Source organism: Nocardia brasiliensis IFM 10847 (genome assembly GCF_000710915.1).
Lineage (GTDB): Bacteria > Actinomycetota > Actinomycetes > Mycobacteriales > Mycobacteriaceae > Nocardia > Nocardia brasiliensis_A.
Genome location: NZ_BAUA01000066.1, coordinates 18,215 through 43,133 on the forward strand (window position 1 = coordinate 18,215; position 24,919 = coordinate 43,133).

At 68.7% G+C, this 24,919-nt stretch carries 18 protein-coding genes; 6 read left to right on the forward strand and 12 right to left on the reverse strand.

Annotated features, from left to right (window positions below):
* Nucleotides 1–8: 8 nt before the first annotated feature.
* Nucleotides 9–1,157: a lactonase family protein gene (locus NBRGI_RS14130; RefSeq protein ID WP_200882166.1), complete on the reverse strand. Its 1,149-nt coding sequence runs from the start codon at nt 1,155–1,157 to the stop codon at nt 9–11.
* A gap of 361 nt (nt 1,158–1,518) precedes the next feature.
* Between NBRGI_RS14130 and NBRGI_RS14135 the strand changes: the two genes are divergently transcribed.
* Together NBRGI_RS14135 and NBRGI_RS14140 are read left to right on the forward strand one after the other, a co-directional pair.
* Nucleotides 1,519–1,704 carry a hypothetical protein gene (locus NBRGI_RS14135; RefSeq protein WP_014983689.1) on the forward strand — a complete coding sequence of 62 codons (186 nt, stop codon included), beginning with the start codon at nt 1,519–1,521 and terminating at the stop codon, nt 1,702–1,704.
* Between the two features lie 114 nt (nt 1,705–1,818).
* Nucleotides 1,819–3,696 (forward strand): cutinase family protein, encoded by a 1,878-nt coding sequence (locus NBRGI_RS14140; RefSeq protein WP_029896355.1) that lies wholly within the window; start codon nt 1,819–1,821, stop codon nt 3,694–3,696.
* A gap of 22 nt (nt 3,697–3,718) precedes the next feature.
* On the opposite strand, the gene NBRGI_RS14145 is transcribed toward NBRGI_RS14140, so the two are convergent.
* The 8 genes from NBRGI_RS14145 to NBRGI_RS14185 form a co-directional block, all read right to left on the reverse strand.
* Entirely contained in the window at nt 3,719–4,396 is a 678-nt protein-coding gene (locus tag NBRGI_RS14145; RefSeq protein WP_029896357.1) for a GntR family transcriptional regulator, read from the reverse strand.
* Nucleotides 4,397–4,449: 53 nt separating this feature from the next.
* Nucleotides 4,450–5,874, reverse strand: a complete 1,425-nt coding sequence (locus NBRGI_RS14150) for an amino acid permease (RefSeq protein WP_029896359.1) — start codon at nt 5,872–5,874, stop codon at nt 4,450–4,452.
* Nucleotides 5,875–5,904: 30 nt separating this feature from the next.
* Nucleotides 5,905–6,906, reverse strand: coding sequence for a proline racemase family protein (locus NBRGI_RS14155; protein ID WP_029896361.1), 1,002 nt, complete (start codon nt 6,904–6,906; stop codon nt 5,905–5,907).
* A complete protein-coding gene (locus tag NBRGI_RS14160) occupies nt 6,906–8,324 on the reverse strand; it encodes an FAD-dependent oxidoreductase (RefSeq protein WP_029896363.1) in 1,419 nt (472 codons plus the stop codon). The genes NBRGI_RS14155 and NBRGI_RS14160 overlap by 1 nt, the downstream gene beginning before the upstream one ends.
* A complete protein-coding gene (locus NBRGI_RS43740) occupies nt 8,321–8,674 on the reverse strand; it encodes a (2Fe-2S)-binding protein (protein ID WP_051727742.1) in 354 nt (117 codons plus the stop codon). Before NBRGI_RS43740 ends, NBRGI_RS14160 begins: the two co-directional genes overlap by 4 nt.
* Nucleotides 8,675–8,765: 91 nt before the next feature.
* On the reverse strand, nt 8,766–9,989 hold the full coding sequence (locus tag NBRGI_RS14175) for an NAD(P)/FAD-dependent oxidoreductase (protein ID WP_051727743.1): 1,224 nt from the start codon (nt 9,987–9,989) through the stop codon (nt 8,766–8,768).
* Nucleotides 9,986–11,335 (reverse strand): aldehyde dehydrogenase (NADP(+)), encoded by a 1,350-nt coding sequence (locus tag NBRGI_RS43745; RefSeq protein ID WP_235210949.1) that lies wholly within the window; start codon nt 11,333–11,335, stop codon nt 9,986–9,988. The genes NBRGI_RS14175 and NBRGI_RS43745 overlap by 4 nt, the downstream gene beginning before the upstream one ends.
* Before the next feature lie 144 nt (nt 11,336–11,479).
* On the reverse strand, nt 11,480–12,391 hold the full coding sequence (locus NBRGI_RS14185; RefSeq protein WP_029896368.1) for a dihydrodipicolinate synthase family protein: 912 nt from the start codon (nt 12,389–12,391) through the stop codon (nt 11,480–11,482).
* A gap of 726 nt (nt 12,392–13,117) precedes the next feature.
* Between NBRGI_RS14185 and NBRGI_RS14195 the strand changes: the two genes are divergently transcribed.
* Nucleotides 13,118–14,623, forward strand: coding sequence for an aldehyde dehydrogenase family protein (locus NBRGI_RS14195; RefSeq protein ID WP_051727744.1), 1,506 nt, complete (start codon nt 13,118–13,120; stop codon nt 14,621–14,623).
* 63 nt (nt 14,624–14,686) lie between these two features.
* Here NBRGI_RS14195 and NBRGI_RS45150 read toward each other — a convergent pair whose 3' ends face one another.
* Nucleotides 14,687–18,976, reverse strand: a complete 4,290-nt coding sequence (locus NBRGI_RS45150; protein WP_051727745.1) for a MupA/Atu3671 family FMN-dependent luciferase-like monooxygenase — start codon at nt 18,974–18,976, stop codon at nt 14,687–14,689.
* Between the two features lie 382 nt (nt 18,977–19,358).
* Here NBRGI_RS45150 and NBRGI_RS14210 point away from each other — a divergent pair, with 382 nt between their 5' ends.
* Nucleotides 19,359–20,657, forward strand: coding sequence for a family 2 encapsulin nanocompartment cargo protein terpene cyclase (locus NBRGI_RS14210; RefSeq protein ID WP_235210950.1), 1,299 nt, complete (start codon nt 19,359–19,361; stop codon nt 20,655–20,657).
* 34 nt (nt 20,658–20,691) lie between these two features.
* Here the strand turns inward: NBRGI_RS14210 and NBRGI_RS14215 are convergent, their stop codons facing one another.
* Nucleotides 20,692–21,255, reverse strand: a complete 564-nt coding sequence (locus NBRGI_RS14215) for a QsdR family transcriptional regulator (RefSeq protein ID WP_051727746.1) — start codon at nt 21,253–21,255, stop codon at nt 20,692–20,694.
* Between the two features lie 198 nt (nt 21,256–21,453).
* On the opposite strand from NBRGI_RS14215, the gene NBRGI_RS45155 reads away from it, so the two are divergent.
* Nucleotides 21,454–22,218 (forward strand): alpha/beta fold hydrolase, encoded by a 765-nt coding sequence (locus tag NBRGI_RS45155; protein ID WP_051727747.1) that lies wholly within the window; start codon nt 21,454–21,456, stop codon nt 22,216–22,218.
* A 58-nt stretch (nt 22,219–22,276) separates the two neighbouring features.
* The gene (ilvD, locus tag NBRGI_RS14225; protein ID WP_029896378.1) at nt 22,277–23,983 is read left to right on the forward strand and encodes a dihydroxy-acid dehydratase; all 1,707 of its coding nucleotides are present in this window, start codon (nt 22,277–22,279) and stop codon (nt 23,981–23,983) included.
* A gap of 45 nt (nt 23,984–24,028) precedes the next feature.
* On the opposite strand, the gene NBRGI_RS14230 is transcribed toward ilvD, so the two are convergent.
* A partial coding sequence (locus NBRGI_RS14230) for a phosphatase PAP2 family protein (RefSeq protein WP_036558994.1) occupies nt 24,029–24,919 on the reverse strand: 891 nt, incomplete at its 5' end.

A 24,919-nucleotide genomic window follows, 5' to 3' on the forward strand; every position in this document is an offset into this window, starting at 1 on the left:
GAGTTTCGCTAGCGGAACAGGGCGCAGGTGGCGGTGGGGAACTCGGCGGCGACCGTGGCGGCGCCGGGTAGGCCGGTGAAGGGGTCCAGCGGCAGCGTGGTGATCGTGTGGGACTTCTGGTTCGCGGCGTAGAGCCGCCGGCCGTCGGGGCCGAGGGTGAGCGCGCGCGGGAACTTGCCGCCGCAGGCGGTGGTGGTCACCGGGATCAGCAGTCCGTCACCGACGATCGCGAAGGTGGCGATGTTGTCGTGGCCGCGGTTGGCCAGATAAAGGAAGCGACCGTCACGGGAGACGACCGGCGCGGACGGATAGTTGCGGTCGCCGCCGGCGGCGGTGTCCGCGGGCACGGACTGCCCGGGCCGCAGCTCGCCCCGCTCGGCGCGCCAATCGCACACGGTCACAGTGGAATCGAGTTCGTTGGCGAGAAAGGCGGTGCGGCCGTTGGGATGGAAGGTCAGGTGCCGAGGTCCGCTGCCCGGTCTCAGCGTGACCTGTGCGTGCTCGGTCAACTCACCCGCGGCGAGCCGGTAGACGTAGACGGAGTCGACACCGAGGTCGACCGCGAGCACCCAGCGACCGGTCGGGTCGAACACCACCTGGTGTGCGTGCGGACCGGCCTGTCGGTCGGGATCGGGTCCGGTGCCACGGTGCCGGGCGACGTCGGTCACCGCGCCGAGCCGACCGTCTTCGGCGACCGCCAGCGCGCTGACACTGCCCGAGGTGTAATTCGCGGTCAGCACCGTGCGCCCGTCCGGCGAGACGCACAGGTGCGTGGGACCTTCGCCCTGTACCGCAACGGTATTCAGCACTTTGGGCACTGCGGCGCGCAGGTCCACGGCGGTGGCGGTGCCCGCGCCCGATCCCTCGTTCACCGCGTACAGATAGCGCCCGTCCGGGGACAGCGCCAAGAACGACGGGTCCGCGACCGCGACGGTGCGCTCGACGGTCAGCCTGCCGGAGCGCCCGTCCACGACGGCGACCCCGATCCCGGCGCCGCCCGCGCCGCCGGAGGTATAGCAACCCAGAAAGGCGCGACGATCGTCGGCCGCACCCGCGGGCGCCGGCCACAGCGCCCCGGCCGCGAATGTCGCGCCGACACCCGCTGCCGCGCCCAGTATTCCGAGTAGCTGCCGCCGATCGATATCGTCATCGCGCACGGGACCGTCCTTTCCTCGTGCGGGAATTCCCCGCGTTCGGGAAAGAATGTCCCAATTGTCGGCCTGCCGCAAGGGGCGCAATCAAAATTGCAAGCAGTGCAATGGAAATCGTGATCCGTTGCGTATTTCGTATTGCGCCGCAGGGCTTCTCGATCGCGGGGAAATAGCGCGGGGCGGCCGGTGCCCCGGATCGGCGGCATCCCGGTGTGGAGTGGGGAGAACAGTTTTCGGCCCGGCACCGGCTCTTGCCTGGACCTGCGGGGTAGACGCAACTTCCCCAGTTGAACCGGTCTGGACGCGAACATGGTTGCGGGGGAGTCTGGTTGCTGCAAACACCGGTAAAAGACAGGCGGTTCTAGACATGTCGGCTTTCATCAGCATCATGGATTCGGTCAATATCATTGCCGCTGGCTCGGGTTCGAGTGACGATTCGAGTTCGCTCAGCAGCAGCACCGGTTCGTCCGGCGGCGGGTCGATCGGGGACAGCATCGATTTGCTCAAATTGAGCCTCAAACTGCTTTCCTCCATTGTCGGTCATTTGTCCTGACCTGGAATTCGCGACAGTCAGCGCGGCGACCACGGTTGTCGCGCTGAAAGTCGTACGCCCTCTGGCCCGTCCGCCCGCGGCGGCGGGTACCCGATCGATATCGGTGAGGTTCTGATGCCTGTCCTGCCTTCGTCCAAGCGCTGTGTGGTGGTGGCCACAATGGTGGCCGTCGGTGTCACCCTCGGTGCCACCGGAGTCGCCTCCCCGGCCAGCGTGCACACCAGAACATCCGGCTGTGCGGACACCTTCAATCTGTTCATCCCCGGCACCTGGGAGACCAACGAGGCGGCCGATCCCGCCCAGCCGATCGGCATGCTCAAACCGATCGCCGAGGCGATCCAGCGCGAGCACGGCGCCACGTCGGCCATCTACTTCACGCCGTATATGGCACGGGCCTTCGACAACGGTCACACCTACGCCGACAGCAAGCACACCGCGCTCACCAACGCGCGTAAGGCGCTGCGCGACTACGGAACCCGCTGCGCCGGCGCGAAGTTCACCATCACCGGCTACAGCCAGGGCGCGGACGCCGCCGGCGACATCGCCTCCGATATCGGCAACGGGCGCGGCCCGATCTCGGCCGACCGGGTGCTCGGCGTGGGGCTGCTGTCGGATCCGGCCGCTGGCACCACCGGCGAAACCGCGGTCGGCCCCCGCACCCCGGGCAAGGGGATCGCCGACCCGAGGCCGCGCGGTATGGGCGCGCTCTCCGGCCGGGTCACCTCGATCTGCGACCCGAACGACCTGTACTGCTCGATCCAGAAGAACGCCAATCCGCTACTCGGACAGCTGGGTTCGCTGCTGAGCAAGTTGCCCAGCGACTCCCGGCTGGCCGGCGCCCTGACCTCGGACTTCTCCAAGGCGGATTTGCCGGGCCTGGCCGCGGCCGTGCGTGAGCTGGCCGCGAGCCTGGTCGACCCGCGCGGTGTCGACCTGACCCGGGTGCGCGAGCAGGCGGATACGGTCGAGCACACCATCCGCCCGCTCGCCGAACTGGTCGGCTCCGGTGCGGCCGTGAAGCAATTGGCCACCGCCCCAGCGGGTTCGGCCGAGCACAACGCGGGCAAGGTACTCACCGGCGCCGCGCAGGCGGATCTGTCCGGCGCCGTGTCGGCGGCCAACACGATCTCCGGCAACGCCACCGACCTGCTGAACAACGGGGTCGAAACGTTGCCGGCCGGATCACCCCAAGTGGCGGCGCTGAGTGGCCTGTCCGATTCGCTCAACGGGCAGATCGAAGTGCTGATCACGTTGCCCGCGGGCGTCCTGGAATCCGCGGCGGGCATCCTGGCGCTGCTCAAACCGAGCGAAATGGTCAACCAGGCACTGGATGTCGTCGCGAAGGTCACCACCCTCGACTTCCGCGGCATCCTGGACAATCTGGCGCTGCTCCCGCAGAAGGTGCTGGCGCGCGACGCGGCGGGCGCGCACGCCATCGCGGGCACCTTGAACAATCAGTTGCGGCCCCTGGTCGACCTGCTCGCCGCGGTCGACGTGAAATGGGTGTCGCAGGTGCTGTCGATGGTGCCCGATTCGCAAGGCTTCCTGCAGATCGCGACGATCGCGGCTTCGGTGCTCTCGACCATCGACATCCCCAAACTCGCCGAGATCGCGGGCCGGATCCAGGAAGTCGCGTGGTCGGTGCTGGAGAAGCTGGCGCCGCCACCGGGTCAGCAGCCCGATCCCGCCGGTGCGGCGGCCGCGCTCTCGGCGCTGCTGCCGATCGGGCAGGACCTGGCCGGGGTCGCGATGGGGATGCTGACGGCCGAACGCAAGGACGCCGGGCTCGACGACCTGACCGCAGCGCTCGCCACTTCGAAACCGTCGCCCGGGATCAACCTGTTCGACCTCATCGGCGACGGCATCAGCGCGGCAATGTTTTTCGCGTCCAACGCGCACGTCAACTACGGCGCGCTGATCGTCGACGAGACCGGCCGCAACGCCATCGGCTGGCTGGGCGACTGGTTGAACTCGCGTATCGGACCGCGGTGAGGCGGCCGCGTCGGACTCGGGCTCAGGAGACGTCCTTGTCGGGGGCGTTGCCCGGCGCCCAGAGTCCGCGCACATGCCCGATGTGATTGCGCAGGAAAGACTCCACCTGCGCGTCCTGCCGCTGCTCGATCAGATCGAGGATGGTGTGGTGCTCCTGTGCCGAGTTGTCCAGCTCGCCGCGCGCGACCAGCGCGGCGAGACCGAGCAACCGGGTCTGGGCCCGCAGATCGCTGACGATCTGGGACAGCCGTGGATTGCGGCAGTAGGCGAGCAGCATGAGGTGGAACCGGCGATCGGCGTCGACGTATTCGACCAGATCGCCCCGCTTGGCGGCGTCGACGATCTTGTCGGCCGCCGCGCGCAGCCCCGGCATGTCCGCCTGCGGAATGCGGTCGACGATGGCGCGCACGCTCGGCGGCTCCAGCAGCAGGCGGATCTCGGCGATCGCGTCGAGATCCGCGTCGGAGGCCTCGGTGACCCGGAAGCCCTTGTTCGGCACCGAGATCACCAGGCCCTGTTTCACCAGATCCAGCATCGCCTCGCGGACCGGCGTGGCGGAGACGCCGAAGCGCTCCGACAGCCAGGGCGCGGAGTAGAGCACGCCGGGTTCGAGTTCGCCGGAGATGATCGCGGCGCGCAAGGCGTCGGACACGTGGTCGCGCAGCGTCGGGCGCTTGCGGGTATCCAATCGTTCGATCATCTGTGTGCTCCGGTTATCTGCTGGTGGGCCAGGCCCCGTCGGTATCAGAATAGTTAGCCGTCAACGGCGTTCAGCTTGGCGTTGCGGTAGCTGAAGCCGAAGTACAGCGCCACCCCGAGCAGCAGCCAGAGCACGAACCGCAGCCAGGTGACCCAGGTGAGGTGACTGATCAGCCACACCGAGAAGCCGATGCCGAGCAGCGGCACCACCGGCACCCACGGGGTACGGAAGGTGCGTTCGGCCTCGGGGCGTGTCCGGCGCAGCCACACCACACCGATCGCGACGACGATGAAGGCCATCAGAATACCCACGTTGGTCAGTTCGGCGGCCTCCCGGATCGGCAGAAACCCGGCGATCAGCGCGGAGACCACGCCGACCGGCCAGATCACCCGGGTGGGCACCTTGCGGCGCGGATCGGACTTGCCGAAGTAAGCGGGCAGCAGGCCGTCTCTGCTCATCGCGAAACCGACCCGGGTCACGGCGAGCATGTTGGCGAAGGCCGAGGTGGTGACGCCGACGACCGCGCCGACCGCGATGACCAGGCCGAGGATGCCCATCCCGACGCTGTCGAACGCGCTGGAGAACGGCGCGGCCACGTCGATGTCGGTGTAGTCGACCATGCCGACGATGACCAGGCACACCAGCAGGTAGACCACCGAGGCGATGCCGAGGCTGATCATGATCGCCTTGGGCAGCAGCTTCTTGCCGTCGGTGGACTCCTCGGCCGCGGCGCTCATCGCGTCGTAGCCGTAGACGGCGAAGAACGCCAGCGCGGCACCGGATACCGCACCGCCGACGCCGAGCGGGAAGAACGGCGTGTAGTTGCCCGCTTTGATGTGGAAAGCACCGGCGACGACCACGATCGCGACGATCGCCATCTTCAGCATGACGAGTCCGGTTTGCACGCGTGCCGATTCGCGGGTGCCGCGGGAGAGCAGGAACGCCAGCAGCAGGCACAGCAGCACCGCGAACAGGTCCACCTGGTGCCCGGCGCCGGTGCCCGGCGCGCCCAATGCCCAAGTGGGCAGGTCGAATCCGAAGTAGTGGGTGATGTAGTTCAGGTATCCGGAGACCGCGATCGCCACCACCGACACGATGGCCGTGTACTCCAGCAGCAGGTCCCAGCCGATCAAGAAACCGATGATCTCACCGAGTGACACGTAGGCGTAGGTGTAGGCCGAGCCCGCGCGCGGCACCATTCCGGCGAATTCGGCGTAGCAGAGCCCAGCCGCGCCGGAGGCGACGATGGCGATGCCGAACGAGAGCAGCACGCCGGGCCCCGCCACCTCCTTGGCCACCACCCCGGCCAGGGAGAACACGCCCGCGCCGACCAGCCCGCCGAGACTGAGCGCGACCAGTTGCCACAGGCCCATGCTCTTGGCGAAATCGCCGGTGTCGCTGTCGGTTACGGGCATACGGCGCAGAATCGTCGCGCGGCTGAGCGGTGGTCGTTGGGGTCGGGTGGTGACAGGCTTCATTGCCGGGCCTTTCGAGGGTGCAGCGGTGAATCAGAAAACGAAGCCCTCGGGAAAGGGATCCGACGGGTCGAGCAGGTAGTTGGCGGTGCCGGTGAGCCAGGCGCGGCCGGTGACGGCGGGCACGATCGCGGGGCGCTCACCCACGCTGGTCGATTCGACGGCGCGGGCATAGAACGTGGTGCCGATGAACGAATCGTTCTGCAACACTTGATCGTCGGCGAGCAGACCGCGGGCGTGCTGGCGGGCCAGCAGCGCGGAGGTGCCGGTGCCGCACGGGGAGCGGTCGAACCACCCGGGGTGGATGGCCATTGCGTGCCGGGTATGGGCCGGCGTGGACGCGGGATCGAGGAACAGGACATGTTTGCAGCCGGCGATCTGCTCGTCCTCGGGGTGCACCGGGCGCCCGGACTCGTTGATCGCCCGCATGATCCGAAGTCCGGCGTCGAGAATCCGGTCCTTGTGCGCGCGATCGAACGGCAGGCCGACCTCGGCGAGATCGACTATGGCGTAGAAGTTTCCGCCATAGGCCAGGTCGTAGCGCACGGTGCCCAGCTCGGGCACCTCGACCTTGTTGTCCAGGCTGTCGCAGTAGGCGGGCACGTTGCGCAGTGTCACCGCATCGGCGTGGCCGCCGCTGACCGCGACCTCGGCGATCACCCGGCCGGCCGGGGTGTCCAGCCGGATCTTGGTGACCGGTTCGGTGACCGGCACCATGCCCGCCTCGATCAGGGCGGTCGCCACCCCGATCGTGCCGTGCCCGCACATCGGCAGCAGGCCGCTGACCTCGATGAACAGCACCCCGTAGTGACCATCGGCGGTGGTGGCCGGTTGCAGGATCGCCCCGCTCATCGAGGCGTGCCCGCGCGGCTCGTTGACCAGCAGTTTGCGCAGGCCGTCCAGGTGCTCGGCGAAGTAGGCGCGCCGGGCCGCCATGGTGTCGCCGGGAATCGTGCCGACACCGCCGGTGATCACCCTGGTCGGCATGCCCTCGGTGTGAGTGTCGATCGCCGAGATGATCGTCTTGCTTCGCATCAGGATCCTTCGTTGTCGAGATCGGCCAGTTCGCGCAGCCGCACGGGCGCGGCGAGTGGACGCCAGGCGGGGGTGGCCGCCGCGAGTCCGGGCGCATCCGTGCCGTCGGGGCATGAATGATTGCGCAGTGCTTCGATATTCGCCGCGCACATCCGGCCCTGGCACGGGCCGAGACCGGCGCGGGTGGCCAGCTTCGTCGGGCGATAACCGCCGCCGGTGGTGCGTGACCACGCGGCGGTCAGTTCGGCGTGCGTGGTGCCTTCGCAGCGGCAGCACACGGTGTCCGGCCGCGCCCAGGTCAGCACGCCGGGGCGGATCGGATGAGCGGCGGCGAGCCGGGCGACGAACTGCCCGGCGGTGCGCCGCCGCGCGCGCAACCCGCGCCCGAGCGGTGCGTCCGCGGCGGCGAGCCCGGCGACGGTGCCCTCGATCGCCGCCACCTGAGCGCCGCCGATACCCGTGAGTTCGCCTGCCGCCCAGACACTGTCGACGCTGGTGTGCTGCAGTTCGTCCACCCGGACGAAGCCGTCGGCGGTGAGCGCCGCGCCGGCGGCGACGGCGAGCTCGTGCTGCGGGGTGAAACCGTGCGAGACGGCCACCGCGTCCACCGGTACCGTGCGGTGCGTACCAGGGATCGGTGCCCAGTTCGCGTCCAAGCGAGCGATCGTCGCTTCTTCGGCGCGGCCGGCACCGGCGACCGCCACCACGGCATGCGCGGTGCGCAGCGGGACGCGGTGCCGGATCCCGGCGGCGGCGTACTCGATCAACTCGGTTGCCTTGCCCGCGCTGTGGCGCAGTTCCCAAGGGTTGGTGAGCCATTCGCGTGCGATGCGGGACGCCGGGTTGGCCTCCAGGATCGCTTGCACCTGTGCGGCGCCCGCGACCAGTGACTGCGCGACCGGGAGCAGGAAGGGCCCGGTGCCCGAAAGCAGTACGGACTTGCCGACCAACAGCCGCTGTGTCTTCGCGAGGGTCTGCGCGGCGCCGGCGGTGTACACGCCGGGGAGATCCCAGCCGGGGAACGGGCATACGCGGTCATATGCGCCGGTGGCGAGAATCAGTGCGTCACCGCAGATTTCGCGATGCGTGCGCCGCTCGCCCTCGACGCCTTGCCACAGCCGCACGATCGGGCAGCCACCGTCCGGTACGCGCTCGATCTGATAGACCGCTGCCCACGAAAGATAATCGCAGCGCGGATGCTCGCTCAGCTGCCACCCCAGGCGCTGCGCCGCGACGTAACCGTGCCCGATCCGCAGTGGCCTCCGCACCCCGTACGCGGCAGGAATACGCCGGTTGTACTGACCACCGAGCGCCTCGTTCGAATCGATCAGCGTCACGGTCGCACCGGACCGCAGGGCAGCCGCCGCGGCCGCCGTTCCCGCAGGCCCCCCGCCGATCACGACTACGTGCTTGGTCATCGGGTGCCTCCTTGCGGCTGGTCGCGTCGTTCGTCGGTGCCGGGCATGTTCGACATCCGGGATTGGGTGTGCACGGTGTCGCCGTCGCGGGCGGGGCGGCGGCACAGGCGGATGTCGGGGATGCCGTTGACGGTGGCGACGCAGTCGAAACAGACGCCTATGCCGCAGAAGACGCCGCGCCCACCGCCGGTCGGTGCGGTGCGCCAGTGGTCACGACCGTCGGCCAACAGGACGGTGGCGAGCGTTTGCCCGTGCACGCCGCGTACCGCTACACCGTCTACGGTGATGGTCAGCGGGCGGTCGTCGCGGCCGAGGGGGTCGCTGCCCGCGGGGATCAGCTGTGCGCTCACGCGGTTACCTCGTAGTTCAACGGTGCGTTCGTGGACACGGTGCGCAGCTGTCCGGGGCGACCGGCGGTGATCCTGCTGTTTGTGTGGTTGCTCATCGGGGCACTTCCGCAATGGTTTCCGCCGCGCGGACGGCCGGGCGGTCCACAGTGAACGCCGCCAGATCGGGATAATCCGGACCACCGGTCAATGCCGCACAGAGCAATTCGGCGGTGCCGACGGACAGGCCGATGCCCGCCCCTTCGTGCCCCGTCGCATGCCAGAGGCCGGGTAGGCGCGGGTCTGGACCGAGCACGGGCAGATGGTCGTCGACGTAGGGGCGAAAGCCCCCGTAGGCGCGCATGATCGCGACATCGGCCAGCACGGGGTAGAGCCGAATCGCTTTGCGGGCGATGGCGGCCAGACTGTCCGGGCGCAGGCGGTTGTCGAAGCCGCATTGCCGACGTGAGGAGCCGAGCAGCAGCGGACCGCCGCGCGTCGACTCGACCACCGCCGACGATTGCAGGGCAGTATCCGAACTACCGACGGCGCCAACGTAATCCGCGTCGTAGACCTTGTGGAAGACGGTCGGCGGCATGGGTGCGGTGATGAGCACGTCGCCGCGGCGCGGCCGCACCGCGATCGGCGCGCCGAGCAGCGCACCGACCGCTGCCGACCATGGGCCCGCCGCATTGATGACGATATCGGCGTGCCGGGGCCCGCGGGTGGTGTGCACGCCGAGCAGTCGTTCCCCGCGGCGCAGCGCAGCGACCACTTCGCAGTCGGTCTCTACCAGAGTTCCTGCGGCGACAGCGGATTCGAGCAGCGCGGTCGCCGCACCGGCGGGCTGCACCTGCGCGTCCTCGGGGTAGTGCACCGCGGCGCACACGTCCCGGGTCAACGCCGGTTCGGCCGCCGTGAGCTGGTCCGCGTCGAGCTGCTCGCAACGCACGCCCGCGCTGCGCTGACGCGCGGCGAACTCGGCCAGTGCGACCGCGCCGGGTTCGGTGGTGGCAACGACGATGCCGCCCTTGGCTTCCCACTCGACGGCCGCCGCATCCGCCGGGTGCCGTGCACCGATCCGCGTGAGCACCTCCGGCCACAATCGCCGGGACAGTTGCGCGAGGCGCAGCTCGGGTCCGGGTCCTTTGTCGGAGACGAGCACATTGCCTTCACCGTGTGCCGTGGTGCCCGAGGCGATCGCACCCCGCTCGCAAACGCGCACCGAGGCGCCCGCCAGCGCGAGCCGGTCGGCGAGGGCGCAGCCGATCATGCCGCCGCCGATGATCAGCACGTCGGTTCCCCGCAGGGCAGCGGAGCGGGGCGGGAACTCGCTCATTGCGCCGGCGCTCCGTTCACCGACTGCGGCACGGAAAGCGGGTTGCCGGTGCGCAATTCGAGCGGCAGCAGATCCTCCGGCACGGACTGATAGACCACCGGCCGCAGGAAGCGGGAAATCGACGCGGTGCCGACGGAAGTCGACGACGGTGCGGTGGTCGCCGGGTAAGGACCGCCATGCTGCTGCGCGTAGGTCACCGACAGCCCGGTGGGCCAGCTGTTCCACAGCACCCGTCCCGCCACGTCGACGGCCGCTGCGATGAGCGCGCGGGTCGTGTCGTCCGCCTGATCGCCGAACACCGTCGCGGTGAGCTGACCGCCCACCCCCCGGGCCAGGTCGAGCAATTCGCCGGTGTCCCGGTAGGTGACCAGAAGAGTTGCCGGGCCGAACATTTCGTGCAGCAGCGGGTCGGGATCGGTCAGCACGGCGGATGCCGTCGTGGCGAGCAGCAAGGCCTCGTCCGGACCGCCACCCGCCAGCAGTTCGACGTCCGCGTGGTCGCGCACCCGCCGCACGACAGCGGCGAAGCCCGCCGCGATCTCGTCGTTCAACAGCTCGCCGGTCGGCACGGGCCGGGTGCGGACCGCATCGGACAGCGCGCCGAGAACCGGCGCGTCCACGGGTACCGCGACCAGCCCCGGTTTGGTGCACAGCTGACCCGCGCTCGAACTCACCGCGGTCAGCAGTCCCGCGGCGATCTCACCGGCCCGGGTGCGCGCCGCCTGCTCGGTGACGAAAACCGGGTTGATCGACCCGAGTTCGCCGTAGAACGGGATCGGTACCGGGCGACGGCAGGCCAGGTCGTAGAGCGCACGTCCACCCGCCGTCGATCCGGTGAACGCGGCCGCGGCGATCGCGGGATGGGTGAGTACCTGCACACCGGCATCGCGTCCGAGCACGAGACCGAAAGTGCCACTCGGCGCGCCACATTCGAACAGCGCCTGCTCGATCAGGTCGGCGACCGCGCGGGACAGGAGCGGATGCCCGGGGCTGGCCTTGACGATCACCGGGCACCCTGCGGCGAGCGCGGCCGCGGTGTCCCCGCCCGCGACGGAGAAGGCGAACGGGAAGTTGCTCGCCGCGAAGTTGAGCACCGGTCCCAGCGGAATGTTCATCCGGCGCAGGTCCGGGCGCGGCGCACCCATCGGCCAGTCCGGGTCCGCGGTGTCGATGCGCACGTCCAGGTAGCCCCCATCGAGCACGGTTCGTGCGAACAGTCGCAGCTGGAAGCCGGTGCGCTGCAACTCCGCGGTCAGCCTCGGCTCGGACAGGTGTGTCTCCCGCATCGCCAGGGCGATGAGTGCCGCGGCGTGCGCGTCCAGCCGATCCGCGATGCCGTGCAGCACGCCGGCTCGGTCCGCCGATCCGAATGCGGCCCAGGGCCTGGCGCCGCCGCGGCCGCGGCGACGATGGCCTCCACCGTGGTCGCGTCCATCGCTTCCTCCTCACTTGCCGTGTGCATCATGCAACCTTTCCGACCGCCGGGTCGGTTATTGGTAGCCCTTGGCCAGCACGTCCTGGGTCGCGGCGGTGATCTTCGCCGCGAGTTCCGGTGCGAGCGGGACCCGCGGCGGCCGGCACTGCCCGCCGCGACGGCCGGCCAGATCCATCGACAGCTTGATCGCGTGCACGAACTCGGTCTTGGAGTCCCAGCGCAGCAGCTTGTGCAGGTCGCGATACAGCGGAAGCGCCTTGTCCAGGTCGCGGTTCACCGCGGCGTTGTAGAGCTCGACCGTCGCCTTCGGGATGGCGTTCGGGTAACCGGCCACCCAGCCGACGGCGCCGGCGATACCGAGTTCGAGCACCACGTCGTCGGAGCCGACGAGGACATCGAGTTCCGGTGCCAGTTCGTGGATCTCGTAAAAGCGCCGCACGTCGCCGGTGAACTCCTTGACGCCGACGATCAGACCTTCGGCGTGCAACTCGGCCAGGAGGTCAGGGGTCAGGTCGATGCGGGTATCGATCGGGTTGTTGTACGCGATGATCGGGAGCCCGACCTCGGCGACCGTGCGGTAGTGATCGAGCACCGAATCGCGACCGCCGCGATAGGTGTTGGGCGGCAACAGCATTACCGCCTGGGCGCCGGCGGTCGCGGCCTGCGCCGCCCACTTGCGCGCCTGCAAAGCGCCGTAGGCGGCGATACCCGGCATCACGGTGAACCCGGCGGGGGCGGCCGCGACGGCCGTGGTCACCACCCGGGCCCGCTCGTCGTCGTCCAGCGTCTGGTACTCACCGAGCGATCCGTTCGGGCTGACTCCGTGGCATCCGTTCGCCGCCAGCCACGCGACGTGTTCGCCGTACGCGTCGTAATCGACCGCGTAGTCCGCCGTGAACGGCAGCGTGGTGGCCACCAGGACCCCATGCCACGGCTTGGTGCCGGCCGACGAGATCGATCCGGTCATAACTGCCTCCCTCTGCGCGCCGAGTCACGACCTGCGTCGCGATTCGCGTCATGTGACGTGTGACATTGCACAAGGTAACGGAGTGACCCGGCTCACGCAACAGGCGCTTCGTGGTGGAGATCACCAGCGGAGGGCGGGCGCGGAAACGACTCGGCCCCGCGTCCGCGCGACGCGGGGCCGAGAGTTCAGCGGTTTAGTTCAGCGGTTTATCAGAGTCCGCCGAGCAGGAGATGCAGAAGATTTCCGATAATTTCGACCAAACCGGCGACCAAGCCCATTGTTCTCTCCTTGTGGATCTGCGATTCGAAGAAGGGGATTCCGTTCTTCGAAATGGGAGCTTACCGAGATGGGTATTTCCGAGCGGTTACATATTGCTACGATGAAGTTTCCGGATAAAAATAACGACCGGTACTTTGTGACCCTGTACGACCGGGATGTCCGTCTTGTGTGCATTGTGGCAAAAGCGCTGATGCACGGGGGGTTTGGCGGCTTATGATCGGGGGTTGCCGTCTCGGGGGTCGTCACGGCTCGTATGTTCGGCGGCATTTACTCGTTTGTATTCAAAGGGTGGATTGCGTCTCCGCAATTGTTTCGTCGCGCACCGTTCATCTCCTGCATTTGATTCTCGACTATTTCGGGGGAAATGTTTCGAAGTCTGTTCCGGGTAATTTCTGGTCCGGCGGAATATTGCTCGACGGCGCACTCGATAGTGGATAGAATTCGAGGATGATCGATGAGGAGTCCAGGGCGGCGACCGAGGGTTTCCAGGCGGCGGTGGGGGAGCGCTTCGCCTCGTTCGATCCGGCCACCGGTGCGGTGCTCGGGACCTATCCGGTGCACGGCGCCGCCGAGGTCGGCGCGGCGGTGCGTGCGGCGCGTGTGGCCCAGTCACCTTGGGCGGATGCGGGATTCGGCGAGCGCGCGCGGATACTCCGCGCTTGGCGGTCGGCGCTGATCCGGCGGCGGCGCGAGATCGAAGACCTGCTGCACGCGGAGAACGGGAAGTCGCGAGCCGACGCGACGATAGAGGTCGTCGTCGCGGTCCAGCACATCGACTGGGCGGCGAAGAACGCACGAAAAGTTCTGCGCCCGCGTCGAATTGCCGCTGGTCCGTTCATGATCAATCACACCGCTCTGGTGGAGTACCAACCGCTCGGGGTTATCGGCGTGCTCGGTCCGTGGGATTTCCCGGTTTTCGGGCCTGTCGGCACCGCCGCCTACGCGCTGGCGGGCGGCAATGCCGTGGTGCTCAAGCACAGCGAATACACGCCGGGGATCGGCGCGTGGCTGGCCGACAGCTTCGGCCGGATCGCGGGCGAGGACCGGCTGTTCCAGACCGTCACCGGCGCCGACGCGACCGGTACCGCCCTGTGCCGTGCCGGTGTCGACAAGATCAGCTTCACCGGTTCGCGGGCGTCCGCGCAGCAGGTGCTGGCGACCTGCGCCGAGACGCTCACCCCCGTGCTGGTCGACGCCGGCGCCACCGACGCGATCGTGGTCGACGCGGACGCCGACCTGAACGCCGCGGCTGACGCGGCGGTGTGGGGCGCCATGAGCAACGCCGGCCAGGTCTGTATCTCGGTCGAGCGCGCGTATGTACACGAGCAGGTGTACGACGACTTCCTGGATCGGGTCGTCGCTCTGGCGCGCACCCTGAAAGCCGGTGTGGACGAGAAGATCGGCCCCATCACAATGCCGGAGCAGGTGGCCGTCATCCGGCAGCACATCGCCGACGCCGTCGCCCGCGGCGGCAAGCCGGTGGTCGGCGGACTCGACGTGATCGGCGAGCGGTTCGTACAACCCACGGTCCTGGTCGATGTGCCGGAGGACGCACTGGTGGTGCGGGAGGAGACCTTTGGTCCGGTGCTGGTGGTAACCAGGGTCGCCGATATGGACGAGGCGCTGGCCAAGACCAATGCCACCGGCTACGGCCTCGGCGGCGCGGTGTTCGCCGGTGCGCGCGGCGTAGCGACGGCCCGCCGCATGCGCTCCGGGATGACCTCGGTGAACTCCGTGCTCGCCTATGCGGGAATACCCGGCCTGCCCTACGGTGGCGTCGGCAGCTCCGGTTACGGCCGGATCCACGGACCGGACGGACTGCGTGAGTGGACCGCCGCCAAAGCGATTACCCGGCAACGCTTTCCCAGCCCGGTGCGCACGACCACCTTCACCCGGCGCGCCGTCGACAACCGGGTGCTCGCGGGGCTGGCGCGGGTGCTCTACGGGCGCTGACCCGCCCCTACTGTCGCTCGCACCCGCTGCCGTGGGACGGAACGGATGCGGTAGCGCCGCATGTCAGGTGAGGACACGCAACTCACGCCCGACCTTCTCGAACACCGTCAGCGCGCGGTCGAGGTGGTCGGGTTCGTGCACCGCGGTGACCGTGGTGCGCATCATCGCCCGGTCGGCCGCCACGGCGGGCGCCAGTACGCAGTTGGCGTAGACGCCTTCGTCCAGTAGGCGTTTCGCGAAGCGCAGGCACAGCAGCTCGTCACCGATCAGTACCGGCACGATGGTGGTGGTCGAGGTACCGGTGTCGAAGCCCAACTCCGACAAGCCCGTCCGCCACTGCGCCGACAACGTCCGCACCTTCGCCACCCGCTCGGGTTCGGCCGCCAAGATGCCGAGCGCTGCCGCGGCAGCGGCGACCGCGGGCGGCGGGATCGACGCCGAGAACAGTTGAGCCCGGCCGTAATACCGCACCCAGTCCAGCAGATCGCGCGGTCCGGCCAGCCAACCGCCCACCGATGCCAGACTCTTGGAGAACGTTCCGGTGAGGATATCGGCGCAGCCCGCCAGCCCGAGTTCCTCTTCGACGCCGCGTCCGGTCGCGCCGATCATGCCGATGCCGTGTGCGTCGTCCACCGCGAGTGGGACCTGGTGGCGGTCACACACCGCGCGAATCTCGGCCAGCCGCGCGATATCTCCGGACATCGAATACACGCCGTCCACCATCACCAGGGCGGGCAGTCCATGTGCGTCGGTGCGCAGGCGACGGTCGAGGTCGGCACTGTCGTTGTGCCGGAACTGGATCAGCCTGCACCCGCCGATGGCCGCGCCGTCGTAGATGGACGCGTGGCACTGCTCGTCTACGAGCAACACCGTGCCCGCACCCATGAACGCCGACAGCAAGCCGAGATTCGCCTGATAGCCGGTGGTGAACAGCAGCGCGTCCGGCCGGCCGAGGAAACGCGCGAGGCGGCGTTCGAGCGCGCCGTGCGCGGGGGTGGAGCCGTTCATCAGCCGGGAGCCGGTGACGCTCGGCCCGTCCGCGAGGGCCGCCGCGGCGGTGGCCTCGCGCACCCGCCGGTCCGCGGTCAAGCCCAGATAGTTGTTGGAGCCCAACATGATCAGCTGCCGGCCCTGATATCGGCAGGTGGCGCCGTCCGAGTCGCTCAGGTCGGGATAGAACGGCAGCAGGTCCGCCTCCTGCAACCGGCAAGCCAGATCGAAATCACGGGCTTTGGCCAGCACTCCGCCGCTGTTGCGGTGGGCCAGCGCATGCCGACCACGCACGGACGCGCTGAGCTCCGTGTCGGCGAGCTCATCGGCGGGCCGGGCCGCGGTGGTGGCGGGTTGTCTGTCGCGCACCGCATTCCGTGCGGCGTACTGATCCGGCGCCACGCCGAATCGGTCCCGCAGCGTCGCGAGGTGGCGTAACCCGTCGAGGACCACCCTGGGCTCGACGCCGAAGTCGACCAGGCAGGCGATCTCGTCCACCCCGGCGGCCGCCAGCTCCGCGACCATCGTCGCGGCGTGTTCCGGGGTGCCGAGCAGTGCGCTGGTGTGGAAGTAGCGGGCGAACGCGTAGTCCAACACCCGATCCTGTTCGGTCGCATCGAGATTGTTCAGCGGTTCCGCACCGCGCCGCCACAGATCGACCGAATCACGCAGATACTCCTTGAACGGCCGCTCGACCACCGCCCGGACCCGGTCCGCATCGGGGTCGAGGAAGGTGTGCAGCATCAGCGTCACGTGGCCGGTGCGTGGATCGTGGCCGTGTGCCGCACGAGCGCTGCGATAGGCCGCTATCTTGCCGCGCAGTTCGGCGATGTCCTGGAACAGCAGCGCGGTCAGGACATTCGCGCCCAAGGCGCCTGCCTGCTCGAAGCGGCCGACGCCGCCGCTGCACGTGATCCACATCGGCAGCTCGGACTGGATCGGCGGCGGGAAGGTCCGGATCGGTACCGGTTCCCCCTTCCCGTTCGGCAGGGTGAGCGACTCGCCGCGCCACAGTCGGCGGACCTTGTCCGCGCCGGACAGCATCACCTGCTCGCGCTCGGCGTAATCGCCGGGGGCGAGCACGAAGTCGTCCGGATTCCAGCCGGTGGCGAACGCGATATCGACCCGGCCGCCGGAGAGATTGTCGATCATCGACCAGTCCTCGGCGACGCGCACCGGATCGTGCAGCGGCAGCACCACGCTGCCCGCGCGGATCCGGATCCGTTCGGTCGCCCTGGCCAGCACGCCACCGAGCACCGCCGGATTCGGGAACAGACCGCCGAACCGGTGGAAATGCCGCTCCGGCAACCAGATAGCGCGGAAATCGTGTTGGTCGGCGAACGCAGCGCTGTCGAGGAACAGGCCGTAGCGGTTCGCGTTGTCCCGCTGCGCGTCGCTGGCGAAGAAGAACAGGCTGAATTCGACCGGGGCGGCGGCGGGTCGAGCCGGGTAGGCGCGGCGTTCCACTGCGCCGGTCGGCCTTCGTGCCACGATGTCGGCGGCCAGCTGCGCTGTCGTCAGCCCCTCGAACAGTCGCTCGGCCGAGACGGTGTAGCCGAACTCGCGCTCCACGAAGACGCCGAACTCACCGGCTTTCACCGAATCCAGACCCACTGTGGTCAACGGCTTCTCGGTGTCCAACTCGGCGGCTGGGACGCCCGTGTGCTGGGCCAGCCAGCGCGTGAGCCGGGCCGGCACGCCCTCGCTGGGTGCCGCCGAGGTGGGCCGCGTCGCATCGGTGAGGAACGCCTCCTTGGCCTTCAGCCGCTGTACTTTGCCACTGGTCGTACGCGGTAGCTGCCCGGGGGAGAGGAAGACCACCGAGTGCAGGTCGAGGCCGTAGGCCTGCGAGATGGCCTGCCGGATCGAGGTTTCCAGATCTGTCAGGGTGCCGTCGAGCTTGCCGGTGTCCACTTCCAGCAGCACCGCGAGCGACTCCGTTCCGTCGACCTCGACGCCGACGGCCGCACATCGACCCCGGCGCAGCGCGGGATGCCGCGTCTCGATGGTCCATTCGATGTCCTGCGGCGCGATGTTGCGTCCGCGGATGATGATCAGCTCCTTCACCCGACCGGTGACGTAGAGTTCGCCGTCGCGTAGGAACCCGAGGTCGCCGGTACGCAGATAGGTCGCGGGGTCGCCGGGCAAACGGGCGTGAGAGGCGGCCGCGGTCTCGGCGTCTCTGCCCCAATAGCCGGTGGCGACACTCGGTCCGCTCAGCCAGATCTCGCCGATCGCTCCCGGCTCGGCCCGCTGGTCGCCCGCCAGGCGCACGATGACGGCGTCGCCGCCGGACAACTCGCCGCAGCTGACCACCTCGCGTTCGGCCACCGTGGTGGACCGCACCCCGGCGCCGCGCGGCGTCACGCTGACGAACAGGGTCGACTCCGCCAGCCCATAGCCAGGCGTCAAACTCTGTGGCCGGAAACCCGCCGGGGCGAAATGGTCGGCGAAGCGTTGCAGCGCACGCGGATTGATCGGTTCCGCGGCGACGAACGCGACCTCCCAGCGGCTCAGGTCCAGGCTCGTGACCTCGGCGGCGGCGACCCGGCGCACGCTGTAGTCGTAGCAGACGTTCGGCCCCCCACTGGTGGTGCCGCCGTGCTCGGAAATGGCGCGCAACCAGGTGAGCGGGTCGCGGACAAAGGTCTGCGGGGACAGCAGCACCACCGGAAAGCCCGCGTAGAGCGGTTGCAGAAGACCGCCGATCAGCCCCATGTCGTGCTGCGCGGGCAGCCAGATGACGCCCTTGCTGTCCGGGGTGTGCCCGAAGGTTCGCTCGATGACGCCCAGGTTGTGCACGAGGTTGGCGTGGGTGACCATGACGCCCCGCGGTGTACGGGTCGAGCCCGATGTGTACTGGAGGAACGCAAGGCTTTCCGGTGCTACGGACCCGAATACTGTTGCGTGGCCGGAAGGTTCGTCATCGGCGAGCCACGCGAGCCCGGCCAGCGGTGGGTACTGCGCACCCGCCGCCCGGATCTGGTCGAGTACGGCGCGGGGTGCCATGATGGCCGTCGCCGCGCAATCCGCAGCCAGGTTCGCCAGCGCCGCGATGTCCGAGAAGGCCACTCCGGGTTGGTGATTCGCGACCGGCACCGGGATCCGCCCGGCCAGCATGCAGCCGAAGAACGAGGTCAGGAAGTGCGGGCCGAACACCGCGACGACGAGCACCCGATCGCCCGGTGCGCCGACATCGCGCACCGTCGTGGCGATATCCGCCGCCGCCGCGTACACCTCGCCGTAGCTCAGTGTGCGCGTATCGCCGGTGTCGGACAGGTAGGTGAAGCCGTGCCGATCCGGCGTCTCGGCGGCTCGATCGGCCAGTAGCTGCGGAAGTGTCGCCGCACGGCGTAGCGCCACGGTCCCTCCAACGCGGCAATCATGGGCGCAAAGGGATCCCCGGCACGGATGACACGATCGCCAGTCTCGACTCCAATAGCTTCCCGGCCAGTCAACAAGCTGTCGCAACTGCCGACAAGCCCCCACTTCCTCCGCCCGCAACGCCGGTCCGGCCTATGGCAACGTCCTAGAGCGCAGTTGCTTCGACGGGTCCGGCAGTCGGGCGGGTGCTGTCGACACTTCGTGAATTCCGCTGACGAGCGGCGAATGTTGGCACTACCCTTGTGGGCAGCGAACGGCTCCACGCGCGAACAGGATCGTGACAGGCCCGATCTCCGGTGCGAACCCGGGTGGGCCGCCCTTCGAGTGAGTTCTCCCGGTGACGAGGAACCACGATGGCCGCATGGGTCTGGTGGATGAGTCGGCCCAGGCGGGCAATTGCCGTACCGATCGAAAACGCTTCCATCCGTACAGTGCTCGGGAGGACAACGTGATGCGCCGACCTCAATCGCAATTCGCCGCCCCGTCCGGATTGGGGACCTCGGCGTTCCGCATCCCGGGTGCGGTGTCGCCGGCCGCCGACGAAAACGCCGACATCGCTTGTGCTCTCACCGAACCGCCATCGATTCCCTTGGTGCAGAGCGGAATCGGTCGCACCCTGTTGCGCCCGGAACACGTTCGCCACGACACCTGCGCGCCGCTGCCGTATATCGAGCGGGAATGGGGTGACGGTTCGCATTCGCCGCTGTATTGCCCGGCGACCGCACGGATCGATGAGGAGTTGGGCGCAGAGGTCAATCGGCGGCTGGTGGCGTGGGCCGAAAACGTCGGTATTCACGAGGGTCGCATGGACAAGTTCCGCGACACCGGGTTCGGGCGGTTGGCGATGCTCACCCATCCCGACAGCGACGACCCGGATCTGCTGCTCGTCGCGGCGCAGATGAATGCCGCGTGGTGGGCGGCCGACGACTACTACGCCGACGAGACGCCGCTGGGCGCGACCCCGACGGAACTGCCGCCGCGGCTGGCGTTGGTGATGTCGGCGATGGACCCGCCGCCGGACGCTGGGCGCTTCACCGAACAGCTCGACGAGGCGGTGGCCGCCGATCCTGTTCTCGTGGCGCTGAAGTCGGCCACCGCGCACCTGTCCCGGCACGCGACGCCGTCCCAGGTGATGCGCGCGTGCAACACCACGTTCCAGATGTATGTGAGCTGGACTGCCTACGCGGCGTGGCGATATCTCGAAACACCGCCGCCCGCCTGGCGTTACCTCGCGGCCCGTCAGCACGACAGCTTCTACACCTCGATGACGCTGATCGACGTCGTCGGGGGCTACGAACTCACCGGAAACCATTTCTACGCACCGCTTTTCCACCGCACGCTGATGCAGGCGGGGACGGCGTCGGTGCTCGTCAACGATCTCTATTCGGCCGAACGAGAGGCGGCCGACGAGCTTCCGGACGCCAACCTGGTCCTGTTGATCCAGGCCGAGGAGAACTGTTCGCTCGACGACGCGATCGAGCGCACCGTGGCACTGCACAACGATTTCGTCCGCGGATTCGAGGCGAGCCAGCGCGAGCTCGCCGCGATCCCGTCGCTGGAGCTGCATCGGTTCCTGCGCGGCGCGCAGGCCTGGATGGCCGGTGGCGTCGAATGGCACAGCGCGACTAGCCGTTACAAGCACGACTCAACTGGACCGTAGGCAAACGAAGGATGTCGGTCGGCAAATGCCGACGCTATCGGAGCAATCGGTTGATGATGATGGCTGCGGCGGTGTTGTCCGCAGGCTCGCCGGTGATGTAGTCACGATAGTAAAAGGATTCGCTGACCCGAACGATCGCGTAGGCGAGGGTGTGTACATCGATATCGGCGGGCTCACCGATTTCGGTGACGATCAACTCGGCGATGGCGTCGATGAACCGTTCCTGGACCACACCGTGTTTCGAGGTCAGTACGCGCATCGCGACGTCGGTGTGTTCGGCTAGAAACGTCCGCATCGATGAGCGGGCAGCGCTGGTCTGCATCAAGCCCTGCACCGTGTCCGCGATGCCGGCGGCGCCTCGGCCTCGATTCTTCTTCCGCAGTTTCGCGAGATCCGCGGCGGCGCGCCGCCAGACGACCTCGCCGAGCAGCCGGTCGCGATCGCGATAATGGCGATACAGCGTCGCACGACTCACCCCGGTGACGGTCGCGAGTTTGCGGACATCGATCCAGCCCTCGCCGATGAACATCTCCGTAGCGGCGATCAATACCGGATCGTCGGGCGCGATCGCGGGCGACTCCGCTTCGTGCAACACCATGGGCAAAGTGTCGCACGAACCGCTCCGAGCTCGTCGAAACACATTGCCTCTGGTGGCTCACATGGACATCTCTTGTCGTGTGCGTCAACCTCGTCGATGCTCGCCGGTGGGAGTTCGGTGCAGGTAATCCGGTTTTGGGAACCGTCGGCGATCGGTACTCTCGTCCAGGATTCGACCGGACGGGACAAGGAGTAGCGGGTGCCCATCGCACGCAGTAACGGACACAAGATCGCCTTCGAGGTGGTCGGCGACGGTCCGCCGGTGGTGTTGCATCCGGGCATGTTCCAGGTCGGGGCGCACTGGGCGACGGCGGGGTACACCTCGGTCCTCGCGGCCGGCCACACCGTGATCACAGTCGATCCGCTGGGCCTCGGCGCGAGCGATGCGCCCGGCGAGACGGCGGACTACACGTTGACGCGGCGGGTCGACTACATCACCGCTGTGCTCGACGAGGTCGGCGTCGACCGCGCCGCCTTCTGGGGTTACTCGCTGGGCGCGCTGACCGGTTACGCCGTGGCCGTGCACGCCCCCGAGCGGCTCACCCGGTTGGTCGCGGGCGCGTTCGACCCCATCGACGGGTTCGGCTCGGCGCTCGCGCTGATGCGCGGTCAGCTCGAACTGCCCGACGACGCGGACCTGTACCCGCTGATCGAGCAGGGTTCGCTGGCCGATCCCGGTCTCGCGGCAGTGATCGAGGCGGCGGAGCCGGCGGCGCTGCGCGCCAACTACACCGCGTTCTCCCGGGAGCCCGGCTTGAAGGACCGCCTCGCGGAGTCGGACGTGCCGATGCTCATGTACGCGGGCACCGAGGACATCTGGTTCGAGCCCATGCGGACCTTTGCCGCCCAAACCGGCACGCCGTTCTGGGCGTTGCCCGCGCACGACCACGTGGCGTGCTGGAACAACGCGGCCGAGGTGCTGAGCCAGGTGGCACCCTTCCTGGCCGGAGATCGCCGGGTCTGAGGACCCGCCGGGCGTGCCCGGCGCAGGATCCGCGGCGGGCGGAGGATGATGGACCATCGTGCCCACTGATCCGAACACGCCCGATATCAAGCCCCGCAGCCGCGACGTCACCGACGGCCTCGAGAAGACCGCCGCCCGTGGCATGCTGCGCGCGGTCGGCATGGGAGACGCGGACTGGGGGAAATCCCAGATCGGCGTCGCCTCCTCGTGGAACGAGATCACGCCGTGCAACCTCTCGCTGGACCGGCTGGCCAAGGCGAGCAAGGAGGGCGTCTTCGCGGGCGGCGGCTACCCGATGGAGTTCGGCACCATCTCGGTGTCGGACGGCATCTCGATGGGCCACGAGGGCATGCACTTCTCGCTGGTGTCGCGGGAGGTGATCGCCGACAGCGTCGAGACGGTGATGCAGGCCGAGCGACTCGACGGCTCGGTACTGCTGGCCGGCTGTGATAAATCGCTGCCCGGCATGCTGATGGCGGCCGCGCGTTTGAATCTGGCGAGCGTGTTCCTGTACGCGGGCTCGATCCTGCCCGGTATCGCCAAGCTGTCCGACGGCAGCGAGCGCGAGGTGACGATCATCGACGCCTTCGAGGCGGTCGGCGCGTGCTCGCGCGGACTGATGAGCCGGGCCGACGTGGACGCCATCGAGCGGGCCATCTGCCCGGGCGAGGGTGCGTGCGGCGGGATGTACACCGCCAACACCATGGCCAGTGCCGCCGAGGCGATGGGCATGTCGCTGCCCGGCAGCGCCGCCCCACCCGCGACCGACCGGCGCCGCGACGGATACGCGCGACGCAGCGGAGAAGCGGTTGTCGAGTTGCTCCGGCGCGGCATCACCACTGCCGACATTCTCACCAAGGAGGCGTTCGAGAACGCGATCGCCGTGGTGATGGCCTTCGGCGGTTCCACCAATGCCGTGCTGCATCTGCTGGCGATCGCGCACGACGCGCGGGTCGATCTGACCCTGGAGGATTTCGCCCGGGTCGGTCGCCGGGTGCCGCATCTGGCGGACGTGAAACCGTTCGGCAAGCATGTGATGACCGACGTGGACCGCATCGGCGGCGTGCCGGTGATGATGAAGGCGTTGCTGGATGCCGGTCTGCTGCACGGGGATTGCCTCACCGTCACCGGCCGGACGGTGGCGCAGAACCTGGCCGAGATCGCGCCGCCGGACCCGGACGGCAAGGTGGTGCGGGCGATGCGGGCCCCGATCCATCCGACCGGCGGCATCACCATCCTGCACGGCTCGCTCGCGCCCGGCGGCGCCGTGGTGAAGTCGGCGGGTTTCGACTCCGACGTATTCACCGGCACCGCAAGGGTTTTCGACCGGGAGCGGGCGGCGATGGACGCACTCGAGGACGGCACGATCACCGCGGGCGACGTGGTGGTCATCCGCTACGAGGGGCCCAAGGGCGGGCCCGGCATGCGCGAGATGCTCGCCATCACCGCCGCGATCAAGGGCGCTGGGCTCGGCAAAGACGTGCTGCTGCTCACCGACGGCCGATTCTCCGGCGGCACCACCGGTTTGTGCGTGGGCCACGTGGCGCCCGAAGCGGTGGACGGCGGGCCGATCGCGTACGTCCGGGACGGGGATCAGATCCGCCTCGATGTCGGCGCGGGCACGCTCGATCTGTTGGTCGACGCCGCGGACCTCGAACAGCGCCAGATCGGGTGGGAACCGTTGCCGCCCCGCTATACCCGCGGTGTGCTCGCCAAGTACTCGAAGCTGGTCGGGTCGGCGTCGTTCGGCGCGGTCTGCGACTGAGGCGTCGCGCTCGGCGCGCAAGCACCGCGCCGAGCGTCCCGCGGCTCAGCGAATGGCGTAGTCCGCCACCTGTTCTCGATCGCCGGCGAACCAGGTCGTGTAGAACGTGTACACCACCGCGGCGAACGCGGCGAGGACGGCCAGACCGAACGGGACCGGGTGCGTCGCCATCGGCAGGGCCAGATAGCGGATGCACAGCAGCAGCACCGTGAAGGTGCCGACGCCCAGCGCGACCATGCGCACGCGGTACCGGTCCCAGCCGCGATCCGGTTCGCGCAGCACCGATTCGATGGTCAGGCACAGTGTCGCACCGATGATCAGATCGATGCCGTAGTGCGCGCCGAGGCCAAGGGTCGCGATCAGCGTGCACACCAGCCAGAAGGTGCCGCCCCAGCGCAGCCAGCGTGGGCCCCGGCGCGAGTGGATGAACAGCGACAGCGCCCACGCCGTGTGCAGTGACGGCATGCAGTTGCGCGGCGTGATCCCGTCGAACGGCATGGAGCCGACCGAAGCGGGCACCGGCGGCACGATATCGGGCCAGACGTTCGCCAATTCCATGCCGTGGCCCCATGATCCGAACGCGAGGATGGGGCCGACGACGGGGAACACCACATAGAAGATCGGCCCGATCAACCCGAGCGCCAAGAATGTGCGCACCAGATGGTGCCGCGGCCACGCGCCGGTGGTCACCCCGCGCAACTGCCAGATGGCGACGACGATGGCCGCGGCGGGCAGCTCGAAGTACACCCAGCGCACAATGCCGAGCGGGATCGGGCCCGCCACGTCGAGGGCGTGGCCGACCAGCCAGGAGGGGCTGCCGAGCGCCCGATCCGCAAGTTGCACATAGGGATCGAGCACCTGCGGGCAGGCCCACGCGGTGACGTCCAGCCAGATCTCGCCGACCTTGGTCGCGAGGATCAGCAGCGCGCCGAGCGC

What these genes read in the sequence shown, in the direction of transcription:
- NBRGI_RS14145 (WP_029896357.1), bottom strand. Translation starts at nt 4,396, where the DNA reads ATGATCGAACGATTGGATACCCGCAAGCGCCCGACGCTGCGCGACCAC.
- NBRGI_RS14155 (WP_029896361.1), bottom strand. Translation starts at nt 6,906, where the DNA reads ATGCGAAGCAAGACGATCATCTCGGCGATCGACACTCACACCGAGGGC.
- NBRGI_RS14175 (WP_051727743.1), bottom strand. Translation starts at nt 9,989, where the DNA reads ATGAGCGAGTTCCCGCCCCGCTCCGCTGCCCTGCGGGGAACCGACGTG.
- NBRGI_RS14185 (WP_029896368.1), bottom strand. Translation starts at nt 12,391, where the DNA reads ATGACCGGATCGATCTCGTCGGCCGGCACCAAGCCGTGGCATGGGGTC.
- NBRGI_RS14160 (WP_029896363.1), bottom strand. Translation starts at nt 8,324, where the DNA reads ATGACCAAGCACGTAGTCGTGATCGGCGGGGGGCCTGCGGGAACGGCG.
- NBRGI_RS14135 (WP_014983689.1), top strand. Translation starts at nt 1,519, where the DNA reads ATGTCGGCTTTCATCAGCATCATGGATTCGGTCAATATCATTGCCGCT.
- NBRGI_RS14210 (WP_235210950.1), top strand. Translation starts at nt 19,359, where the DNA reads ATGGGTCTGGTGGATGAGTCGGCCCAGGCGGGCAATTGCCGTACCGAT.
- NBRGI_RS14140 (WP_029896355.1), top strand. Translation starts at nt 1,819, where the DNA reads ATGCCTGTCCTGCCTTCGTCCAAGCGCTGTGTGGTGGTGGCCACAATG.
- NBRGI_RS14215 (WP_051727746.1), bottom strand. Translation starts at nt 21,255, where the DNA reads ATGGTGTTGCACGAAGCGGAGTCGCCCGCGATCGCGCCCGACGATCCG.
- NBRGI_RS14195 (WP_051727744.1), top strand. Translation starts at nt 13,118, where the DNA reads ATGATCGATGAGGAGTCCAGGGCGGCGACCGAGGGTTTCCAGGCGGCG.
- NBRGI_RS14150 (WP_029896359.1), bottom strand. Translation starts at nt 5,874, where the DNA reads ATGAAGCCTGTCACCACCCGACCCCAACGACCACCGCTCAGCCGCGCG.